Origin of the sequence: Pseudomonas sp. PA-4-8C, assembly GCF_021606625.1 — a bacterium.
Classification (GTDB): Bacteria; Pseudomonadota; Gammaproteobacteria; order Pseudomonadales; family Pseudomonadaceae; genus Aquipseudomonas; species Aquipseudomonas lactis.
In genome coordinates, this window is sequence record NZ_WKCD01000228.1 from 1 (window position 1) to 9,253 (window position 9,253).

Here is a 9,253-nt window from a genome sequence, read left to right on the forward strand (position 1 = left end):
GGTCATTGTTGCCCACCGACAACAGGCCGCCGAGGGTGATCAACAGCACCAGCGGGATGCCTGCGCCAAACGCAGCGGAGGCCACCAGGCGCACGGCCTTGACGCTGCGGTGCTGGTAACGCGACATGTCTGCACCGGCGTTGGCCCAACCGATACCGGTACCGGCAGCCATGGTGCCCACGCCAATGATCATCGCGCTCAACGGCGCGGGGGTGGCGTTGAACACCGCGCTCCAGTCGATAGTGGCGCACAGAAAGCCGCCCACCAGAATGTTCAAGCCGCCGAAGACGTAGGTCGCCCACTTCTGGATCACCAGCAACGTGGCGTGGCCCAGGCCCGATACGGCCAGGGTCAGCAGCACGAAGATGGCAATGAAGATCAGGGTGAGCACCGGCGCGCTTTTCGCCTCCACTGCCGAGCCGAACAGGATGGAGCTTAATGACAACAACACGAAGGCTGCGGTGGTGGTGTTGACGGTTTCCCAACCCAGGCGCGACATCAGCGACACCAAGGTCGGGCCGATATTGCCGCGCACCCCGAAGATGGCGCGGGACAAGGTCAGGCTGGGCGCGCGACCGCGGCGGCCAGCGATGGAGATAATGCCCACCACGGCAAAGGAGCCAGCGGCGCCAAGAATCGCAACGATGATCGCCTGCCAGATGGCCAGGCCACGAAACGCCACCAGCGTCGCGCCAAGGGGCAAACCGAGGATGCTGATATTGGCCGCAAACCACACCCAGAACAGTTGCAGCGGATGGCCGTTGCACTCGCCTTCCGGGACCGGCTCGATGCCGCGTGTTTCCAATTGCCCAGCGCTTTGGCCGGAAGAGGGGCTGCTCATGAAAGGGTGCTCCTGGTGCCTGTATTGTTGTGGTTGTGGCAGCGAGTCGAATCTTTATCCGGTCTTCCTGACCCAACGCTTTTTAATGTGGGAGCTGGCTTGCCTGCGATTGCGGTGGGGCAACCAGCTCATCCGCCACTGAAAACCGCTATCGCAGGCAAGCCAGCTCCCACAATTAGTTCCGTGTTTATCGCAAGGCCAATAAGGCTTTGACCAGCGGCTGCAAGTCCAGGCCATTGACTCGCTTGACCTGTTCAACCAACGCCTCAGGCCAGCACTGCATGCCCAGGCACGCCCCCAGCATGGCGCCGAGGATCGCGGCAATGGTATCGGTGTCGCCACCCAGACTGGCTGCCAGGCACAGGGCTTCGAAGGCGTTCATGTCGCCCGATGCCACTTGCTGCGCCAGGGCAAACGACACCACTACCGATTCCTGGGAAGCCACCGAAGTACCAATCAACTCGTAAAGCAGGTCGGCAAACAACGCTTTATCGCCGCTGCCGACGCTTAGAGTGCGAGCCCAACTAATGCGGGTAGAAATGCGTCCACCCGCGATCCAGTGACCATGGCTTTCAGCCTGCCGAGCCATTTGGGTCCCGATATTCAGGGCTTCCCCCAGGTCCACGCCATTGATGCCGGCCGAGACCACTGCCGCCACGGCCGCAGCGCTGGAAATACCCAAGCTGGTGTTATGGGTGACCTGGCACGCCTGGATCACCGCCTGGATAAACCGCCCCGGGTCGCTGACATCAGCGGCGACGCCCACCGGGGTGATGCGCATGGCCGCGCCATTGGTGGTGCCGTAGCGCCCGGATTCCTCCGGGGTATGTCCGGCGAGGATCATGTCGATCGCGCGCTTGGTGGACGGCCCGAGCAAGTCCTGGGAGCCTTTGGCGCGCATGCCCGCTTCCCAATCGATCAAGCGTTGGGCAAGCACAGCGGGCTGGATCTGGCCCTGGCCTTGCACCAATAACTCGGCGACCAGAATGGCTTGCTCGGTGTCATCGGTGATGGAGCCGGCAGGCATGTTCGGTGCAATGGGCTGGTCGGCGTCGGCGTCTTCCAGAGCGGTGATGGCACCGAAGCGCTTTTGTACCTGCTCGCGGCTCAAGGATTGGGTGGGCATACCCAAAGCATCGCCCAGGGCCAGGCCATAGAAGGCGCCAAGGGCGCGATTTTCGCGGGTCATTTCGACGCTCCAAACTGCAGATGCAGGCGAAAGTGCAGCGGGTCGAGCAGGCTTTCGACATGTTCCATGAAACGCTCGCGACGATCATAGGTGGTGCGCGCAGCCTTGAGAAATACTGTGCCGCTGGGACGCCCGAGTAATTCGGCATCTTCATCACTCAGCGGCTCGGCACCGATCCACTGATCGCCCTCGGCCCCGACGTAGCCGTAGGCGGCCAGGGTGATGGTCAAGGAGTTATCGATCAGGCCAATGCGCGGCAGGCTTTCCAGGTCGCCAACGGCCGGCATCAGCGAGCGTTCCAGGGACACCGCTGTGCCGTCTGCGGTGCGCCGAAGGCGGTCGAGGGTAATGAACTGGTCGGTGCCGAAACGGCTGAACAGATCAGGGCGCGTGACGGCCTCGAAACGCAGGATGTCAGTGCTTACCTGGGCGCCCGTATCGGCCAAGGCCTGGGCCCAACCGCTGCGTTGGTCCAGCACCATGCCGTCAAAGGTGACGATCGAGCCGACCCCACTTTGGGTGGCGATGTAGTTGCGACGCTTGAGCTCGGACAGCGCCTCACGCAGCGTGCCACGACTGACCGCAAATTCCTCGGCCAGTTGATGCTCGCCGGGCAACAGGAAGCCGTCGGCCATGACCCCACCCTCGATACGGCGGATGAGTTCGTCGACGACGCGTTTTTTCTTATCAAATCGAACATGTCTAATCATGTACAAATTGATAACCGAAAGCGCGCATTTGCCGCAAGAGGATTATTTCAGGCTGAAGACAAAAACCGCCTCAGGGCTCCAGGCCGATGGGGAAAAACTCCCCGCTGCTCCATACGCCAAGCCAGTTTTGACCGTTGATCGGACGGCTCACTGCCAGCTCCACCAACTGGTAAAAAGCGTTGCGATGCACGAGGGCTTCAAGATTGGTGCGAACGCGCACGTAGGGTGCCGGTTCCTGGGTGACGGGGTCGATCACCACCCGCAGCGGGTGCTCGAGGCCTGCCTCGACCTGTTCATCGACGTTGGTGGTAAAGCGCAAAACCTGGCTTTCGCCCTGCCCTTGCACGTTCAGGGTCACGGCGACAAAGGGCGCATCATCGACCTGGATGCCGACCTTCTCCACCGGCGTCACCAGGAAATAATCATCGCCATCGCGGCGGATGATGTTGGAGAACAGCTTGACCATCGGCTTTCGCCCGATGGGCGTGCCCTGGTAGAACCAGGTGCCGTCACGGGCGATGCGCATGTCGATATTGCCGCAGAAAGCCGGGTTCCACAGATGCACCGGTGCCGGCCCTTTGCCCTTGGGCAGTTGGGCCAATAAATCATTGGCCTTGGCGGAATCGGTCATGACGGGCTCCTCTGTTTACTGATTGCTCATGCCCAGTAAACCGCGGGCATATTGCGCCAGGGGACGGGCAATCAAATCTTGTGGCGATGTGTCGTGGAACGTCAGTAAACCGCCACGACTGCGAATACGTGCAGTATCAATCAAATACTGGGTGCTGGTCTCGATCAACATGACTTGGATCACCCCGCTGTCCAGGCCAAGGCGGTCCAGAGCTTGTTGGTCGGTCCACTCGTCGGCGTTGCCGATACGGTCATCGGCTGCCGCAAAGCGGCAATACAGCAGGTAGTGAGCACCGGCGTCGCGGGCTTCGGCCATGGCCTGTTCCAGCCCTTCCGGCTGGCGGGCGCGGCGCACCATGGGGAAATATTCGACGAAGCCATTGAATGCTTCCTCGGCCACCACATTGGGCCGCGGGTAGGCGCTGCCCGGTGGCACGAAGGCGCCTTGGGCGATAAACACAAAGGAGTCCGGCTGTATGCGCACCGAGGCAGTACGCCGCGTATCGCTGTGGTCGAGCAGCCCGGCATCGCTCATCTGATAGCGGGTGCCTTCGGCCATATCACTGACGGTCATACAACCGCCCAGGGCCAATGACGCCAGCAGCAAAACCAGACTACGCATCCTAATCCTCCAGGGGCCGGTGACAGGAAACCGGCGAATGGGGCGTGGGATGCAGGTTCTACGCCAGTTCGAACAGCGCATGACAAATGTGGGGCTTGCCTGCGATGCGCATAGGTATCTACACAACGTCGGTACGACGCTGGACCTGTGGCGAGGGAGCTGTTCATCCATCAATTAACAGCCAAAAAAAAGGGCGACCGAAGTCGCCCAAAATGCCTTGCGTGCTCATGTAACCCGGAAAAACTTAAGGTTTTTTACGCTTGTTCGCGTCTTTCCAGATAAAAAATCCAAACCCTACAAAAAACAACACCATGAGGCTAACAGTCAGCACTCCGGCAAAAACCACATTATCGAAAAACATGACCGGCCTCCTGCACTTGCCCTGTTGCGATAGGGCTAAGTTAATGGAGAAGGCGCGGTGGGAAATTGACCAGGATCAATATCGCCCACAACGGCGCGTAAAGAAGGGGAATAACTGACCTGCATCAACGGATGCAGGGTGTTTCAACGCTTTTTCGGTTTGTTCTTGGGCTTTTTCTTGGGCTTGCCCAGAGGCATGGCTTGTTCAAAGGCTTGGCGCACTTCATTCAAGCGTTTGTCATTGAGGTCGTGCACGCGCTTGGCGCGTTCGGCGTTCAGGTCGATCAGCTTGTCGTCATCACTCATGGCTTGGCTTACGTCGTGGCGGGAATGCCTCAATAATGCGGCCTGCCCCGCCCGACGGCAATTAAGCGGGCGACAAAATGCAGGCCATCGACCAGAATCGGCGCTTTCTACCCTGCCCAGGAGGCGCATCCAGGTGGCCTTGCACAACGACCTTCCGCCACTGTTGGCCCTGCGCGCCTTCGAAGCCGTGGCGCGGCACTTGAGTTTTATCAATGCGGCCAACGAGTTGTCGGTGACCCAAAGTGCCCTAAGCCACCAGGTGCATAAGCTCGAACACCACTTGGGCAAACCGCTGTTTATCCGGCGTACCCGTGCGATTGACCTGACGTTGGCCGGGCAAGCGTACTACGAGCAGATCCGCCCTGCCCTGGACGCTATCGCCGCTGCGACGCGCAACCAACGGGGTGCGCCCAGCGCCAATGTGTTGCGTATCGGCTTGCTGGCGTCCTTTGCCACGCTGTGGCTGGCGCCGCGCCTGGCCGAGTTTCTACAGCGCTACCCGCATATCCAGGTGGAGTTGCTGCCCGCGATTCAATTGGCCAACGTCGCCACGGCCGAGGTTGACCTGGCCATCCGCTACGGCAAGGGCGACTGGCCCGATGTGCACGCCACGCGCCTGATGGCCGAAACCCTGTCACCAGTATGCAGCCCTGCATTCAAAGCCCGGCAGGTCGCCAGTGGCCCGTTGTTGATGGCGACCTCGCACCGCCCTTTCGAGTGGACCGATTGGTCCGCCCATTACCAAGTCAACCTCGATCGCCACCCCCGCGTGATGCTGCATGACTACAACATCGTGGTCGAAGCGAGCGTGGCCGGCCAGGGGATTGCCATGGGTCGCCATCGCCTGATCGAACGCAGGCTCCAGGACGGCAGCCTGGTGGAGGCTTTTGACTGGCCGCCCTATCACAGCGACATCGGCTATTGGCTGATCGCCCCCCAGGGGCCGCTCAGTGAGGCGGCTGAATGCTTCAGCCAGTGGTTAAAACAAGCGTGCGCCGACGCGTGAGTTTTTTCGATACGTCGAGTGAGATCTATCCGTTTGTCGCCCCTCGCCATCGCCAACATGCTGGAGCCTTCTGACACCAGAGGGTTTGACCATGACCGACTCCATCCGCCAGCGCGTACACGCCCTCGGCCTGACACTGCCCACGCCCAGCCAACCCGCGGCCAACTACATCAATCATGTGAGCAGCCAGCATCAACTGTTCATCTCCGGGCAAATCCCCCTGCTCGATGGCAAACCCGCCTACCTTGGCCGCCTGGGTGCCTCCCTCAGCGACGAAGACGGCGTCCAAGCGGCAGAACTGGCGGCACTGGGCCTGCTGGGGCAACTAAGCGATGCGCTGGACGATGACCTGTCGCGGGTGGTGCGCGTCCTGCGTCTGGGCGTGTTCATTGCCAGCAGCGCCGATTTCCAGCGCCAGAGCGTGGTCGCCAATGGCGCCTCGAACCTGCTGGTCAACGCCCTCGGCGACAAGGGTCGACACGTGCGCACTGCCGTAGGGGTCTGCAGTTTGCCGGCTGGCGTCGCCGTGGAGGTAGATGCCATTTTCGAGCTGCAGCCATGAGCCCGCTGCAAGTGCAGCACTTGCGAGAGGCCACGCCCGGTTGCCAATCCGGCATCGTGCACTTCAACCACGCCGGGGCATCCTTGCCCAGCCAGGCGACGCTCGACGCCATCATCGACCAGCTGCAACGCGAAGCGCGCGACGGCCCGATGGAGGCCGGCGAACAAGGTGCCGTCTTAGTGGAAAAGGCCCGCCGAGCCGCCGGGCAACTGCTCAATGCGCCCGCTTCGTCGATTGCCTTCGCCAGCAGTGGCTCCACGGCCTGGAGCATGGCCTTCCAGGCGCTGGGGCCGTGGCAGCCGGGCGATCGAATTCTAGTGGGGCGCCATGAATGGGGCGGTAACCTGGCGAGCATGGAACTGGCCGTTCAAGCCGGGGCGCGGGTGGAGGTCATCCCGTGCGATGCCAGCGGCGCCGCCTGCCCGGTGGCACTGGAGGCAATGCTCGATGCCAAGGTGAAGCTGATCGACCTCACCTGGCTGCCGGCCAACGGTGGTTTGATCAACCCGGCCCAGGCCATCGGCGATGTGGCCAGGCGGCATACCATTCCCTACTTCATCGACGCGGGCCAAGCCGTCGGCCAGCTGCCGGTGGATGTGCAAGCGTTGCAGTGCGATGTGCTCAAGTCTGCCGGCCGCAAACACCTGCGCGGGCCTCGCGGTACCGCACTGCTGTACATCCGGCCGGAGTTCCTCCAGCACCTGAACCCGGCCCAACGCGACGTGTTTTCAGCGCCCTGGACCGCCGAAGGCTTCGACCTGCGCAACGACGCGCGACGCTTTGAAACCAGCGAAGTGTCCTTCGCCCTGCTGGCCGGCCTGGGCAACGCGTTGCACGAGATCAATCAACTGGGAATTGAGCGGGTATGGCAAAGAGTCTTGCAGACCAGCGCGCGAATCCGCGAAGCACTGCGTCAGATACCGGGGATTAGCTTGCACGACTTGGGCAACACGCATTCAGGCTTGATCGCGTTCAACCTGGCCGGCTGGGATAGTTTTGAACTCAAACAATGCCTGGGGTCAAAGCGCATCAACATCGGCGCCAATGGCGTGGCCTACACCCCGCTGGACATGCAAGCGCGTGGGTTGACAAGCATTGCGCGCATCTCGGTCAGCCCGCTCAACACCGATGACGAGATTGAGTTGCTGGTGAAGGCCCTGCGCGAACTGAAGGGCTAGACCTCGATATCCACCCACAGTCCCTGGCGCGGCGCGTCTTCGATCAGCGGCGCCACGGGCACGGTGTTGTCAGCGTTGAGCAAGTCGCCAGGAATCGGCAAATGCTGCTGCGCGTCGTCGTCGGCTTCACGCCGGCGTTTCTGCTGCTCCTGCTGGCGCCGCTGCTCTTCGCGCAACAGAAAGGTCGATTGCTCGGCATCGCCTTTTTTCAGGTCGATCGTGCTCTCGTTGGAGCCCGCTTGAACGGGCACCACCGGCGGAATATCCGGCTTCTGGCGTGCCGGGTCGAGTTGCGACGTGACCGGCACAACGCTGACGGGCAGCATGGGTGGCAGCATGATAATTATTCTCCTGATCAACAGGCTGTCGGCGGGTGGCAGGGTGACTTGAGCACCCGCGTGCCAAGCTGTGACTCAGTCGACACTCTCAAGTGCCCGCCATCCGTCGATTCAATTTCCGCCGGCCCGTACAAACAGCGTAGTTTTTGTCAGAGTTCTTGGGCGCCGGGCCGTGTTCCGTTAACATAGTCGGCTTTTTCACGGCGGGAGTCAGGCAGCATGGCGCAGCAGTATCAACCGGGGCAACGCTGGATTAGTGACAGCGAAGCAGAGCTGGGGTTAGGCACCGTTCTGGCACAGGACGGCCGCTTGTTGACCGTGCTCTATCCGGCCACTGGCGACACGCGCCAGTATGCGCTACGGAATGCGCCCCTCACTCGCGTGAGGTTTTCGCCGGGTGACACCATCACCCATTTCGAAGGCTGGAAAATGACCGTACAGGAAGTCGACGACGTCGATGGCCTGCTGGTCTACCACGGCCTCAATGGGCAGAACGAGCAGGTCACCCTGCCGGAAACCCAACTGTCCAACTTCATCCAGTTCCGCCTGGCCAGTGACCGTCTGTTCGCCGGGCAGATTGACCCGCTGGCGTGGTTCTCGCTGCGCTACCACACCCTGGAACACACCAGCCGCCAGTTGCAGTCCTCGCTGTGGGGCCTGGGTGGCGTACGCGCCCAACCGATTGCCCACCAACTGCACATCGCCCGCGAAGTCGCTGACCGTATCGCGCCACGCGTATTGCTGGCGGACGAAGTGGGCTTGGGCAAGACCATCGAAGCGGGCCTGGTGATCCATCGCCAACTGCTCTCGGGCCGTGCCAGCCGCGTACTGATCCTGGTTCCGGAAAACCTGCAGCACCAATGGCTGGTGGAAATGCGCCGCCGCTTCAACCTGCAGGTTGCGCTGTTCGATGAAGAGCGCTTTATCGAAAGCGATGCCACCAACCCGTTCGAAGACACCCAGCTTGCACTCGTTGCGCTGGAATGGCTGGTGGACGACGAGAAGGCCCAGGATGCGCTGTTTGCCGCCGGTTGGGACTTGCTCGTGGTCGACGAAGCCCACCACCTGGTGTGGCACGAAGACAAGGCCAGCGCCGAATACTCGCTGGTCGAACAGCTGGCCGAAGTGATTCCTGGCGTGCTGCTGCTGACTGCCACCCCGGAACAATTGGGCCAGGACAGCCACTTTGCGCGCCTGCGCCTGCTGGACCCGAACCGCTTCCACGACCTGCAAGCCTTCCGCGCCGAGAGCGAAAACTATCGCCCGGTGGCCGAAGCCGTGCAGGAGCTGCTGGACAAGGGCCGCCTGTCGCCGACCGCACACAAGACCATTCAAGGCTTCCTCGGCGACGAAGGTGAAGCCCTGCTCACCGCCGTCAACGATGGCGACACCGAAGCCAGTGCCCGCCTGGTGCGTGAGCTGCTGGACCGCCACGGCACCGGCCGCGTGCTGTTTCGCAACACCCGCGCCGCGGTGCAAGGCTTCCCCGAGCGCAAGCTGCACGCCTACCC

The 9,253-nt window shown here is 61.8% G+C and carries 12 protein-coding genes; 4 read left to right on the forward strand and 8 right to left on the reverse strand.

Annotation, left to right across the window (positions count from 1 at the left end; genetic code table 11):
• The 7 genes from GIW04_RS23660 to GIW04_RS23685 all read right to left on the reverse strand — a co-directional run.
• The coding region (locus GIW04_RS23660; RefSeq protein WP_236479249.1) for a purine-cytosine permease family protein at window positions 1-841 on the reverse strand (841 nt) is incomplete at its 3' end.
• A gap of 187 nt (window positions 842-1,028) precedes the next feature.
• Entirely contained in the window at window positions 1,029-2,030 is a 1,002-nt protein-coding gene (locus GIW04_RS23665) for an ADP-ribosylglycohydrolase family protein (RefSeq protein ID WP_003193509.1), read from the reverse strand.
• Window positions 2,027-2,740 carry a GntR family transcriptional regulator gene (locus GIW04_RS23670; protein WP_003193511.1) on the reverse strand — a complete coding sequence of 238 codons (714 nt, stop codon included), beginning with the start codon at window positions 2,738-2,740 and terminating at the stop codon, window positions 2,027-2,029. The genes GIW04_RS23665 and GIW04_RS23670 overlap by 4 nt, the downstream gene beginning before the upstream one ends.
• A 70-nt stretch (window positions 2,741-2,810) precedes the next feature.
• Window positions 2,811-3,371 carry a DUF1285 domain-containing protein gene (locus GIW04_RS23675; protein ID WP_034135341.1) on the reverse strand — a complete coding sequence of 187 codons (561 nt, stop codon included), beginning with the start codon at window positions 3,369-3,371 and terminating at the stop codon, window positions 2,811-2,813.
• A 15-nt stretch (window positions 3,372-3,386) separates the two neighbouring features.
• Window positions 3,387-3,992: a DUF4823 domain-containing protein gene (locus GIW04_RS23680; protein WP_003193513.1), complete on the reverse strand. Its 606-nt coding sequence runs from the start codon at window positions 3,990-3,992 to the stop codon at window positions 3,387-3,389.
• A gap of 244 nt (window positions 3,993-4,236) precedes the next feature.
• Window positions 4,237-4,353 carry a cytochrome c oxidase subunit CcoM gene (ccoM, locus tag GIW04_RS31340; RefSeq protein WP_019817835.1) on the reverse strand — a complete coding sequence of 39 codons (117 nt, stop codon included), beginning with the start codon at window positions 4,351-4,353 and terminating at the stop codon, window positions 4,237-4,239.
• A gap of 143 nt (window positions 4,354-4,496) precedes the next feature.
• Window positions 4,497-4,658, reverse strand: a complete 162-nt coding sequence (locus tag GIW04_RS23685; RefSeq protein ID WP_003193515.1) for a hypothetical protein — start codon at window positions 4,656-4,658, stop codon at window positions 4,497-4,499.
• 133 nt (window positions 4,659-4,791) lie between these two features.
• Between GIW04_RS23685 and GIW04_RS23690 the strand changes: the two genes are divergently transcribed.
• From GIW04_RS23690 to GIW04_RS23700, 3 genes are all read left to right on the forward strand, one after another.
• A complete protein-coding gene (locus GIW04_RS23690; protein ID WP_120248468.1) occupies window positions 4,792-5,664 on the forward strand; it encodes a LysR substrate-binding domain-containing protein in 873 nt (290 codons plus the stop codon).
• A gap of 91 nt (window positions 5,665-5,755) precedes the next feature.
• Window positions 5,756-6,226, forward strand: a complete 471-nt coding sequence (locus GIW04_RS23695; protein WP_120248469.1) for a RidA family protein — start codon at window positions 5,756-5,758, stop codon at window positions 6,224-6,226.
• Entirely contained in the window at window positions 6,223-7,404 is a 1,182-nt protein-coding gene (locus GIW04_RS23700) for an aminotransferase class V-fold PLP-dependent enzyme (RefSeq protein WP_094775306.1), read from the forward strand. The genes GIW04_RS23695 and GIW04_RS23700 overlap by 4 nt, the downstream gene beginning before the upstream one ends.
• Here the strand turns inward: GIW04_RS23700 and GIW04_RS23705 are convergent.
• Window positions 7,401-7,742 (reverse strand): hypothetical protein, encoded by a 342-nt coding sequence (locus tag GIW04_RS23705; RefSeq protein WP_003193522.1) that lies wholly within the window; start codon window positions 7,740-7,742, stop codon window positions 7,401-7,403. The two genes, GIW04_RS23700 and GIW04_RS23705, sit on opposite strands and share 4 nt — an antisense overlap.
• A 219-nt stretch (window positions 7,743-7,961) precedes the next feature.
• On the opposite strand from GIW04_RS23705, the gene rapA reads away from it, so the two are divergent.
• On the forward strand, window positions 7,962-9,253 hold a 1,292-nt coding region (gene rapA, locus GIW04_RS23710; RefSeq protein WP_236479250.1), incomplete at its 3' end, for an RNA polymerase-associated protein RapA.

Bases quoted from the DNA above. Each gene is read 5' to 3' on its own strand.
- GIW04_RS23665 (WP_003193509.1), bottom strand. From the start codon at position 2,030: ATGACCCGCGAAAATCGCGCCCTTGGCGCCTTCTATGGCCTGGCCCTG.
- GIW04_RS23670 (WP_003193511.1), bottom strand. From the start codon at position 2,740: ATGATTAGACATGTTCGATTTGATAAGAAAAAACGCGTCGTCGACGAA.
- GIW04_RS23675 (WP_034135341.1), bottom strand. From the start codon at position 3,371: ATGACCGATTCCGCCAAGGCCAATGATTTATTGGCCCAACTGCCCAAG.
- GIW04_RS23680 (WP_003193513.1), bottom strand. From the start codon at position 3,992: ATGCGTAGTCTGGTTTTGCTGCTGGCGTCATTGGCCCTGGGCGGTTGT.
- ccoM (WP_019817835.1), bottom strand. From the start codon at position 4,353: ATGTTTTTCGATAATGTGGTTTTTGCCGGAGTGCTGACTGTTAGCCTC.
- GIW04_RS23685 (WP_003193515.1), bottom strand. From the start codon at position 4,658: ATGAGTGATGACGACAAGCTGATCGACCTGAACGCCGAACGCGCCAAG.
- GIW04_RS23695 (WP_120248469.1), top strand. From the start codon at position 5,756: ATGACCGACTCCATCCGCCAGCGCGTACACGCCCTCGGCCTGACACTG.
- GIW04_RS23700 (WP_094775306.1), top strand. From the start codon at position 6,223: ATGAGCCCGCTGCAAGTGCAGCACTTGCGAGAGGCCACGCCCGGTTGC.
- GIW04_RS23705 (WP_003193522.1), bottom strand. From the start codon at position 7,742: ATGCTGCCACCCATGCTGCCCGTCAGCGTTGTGCCGGTCACGTCGCAA.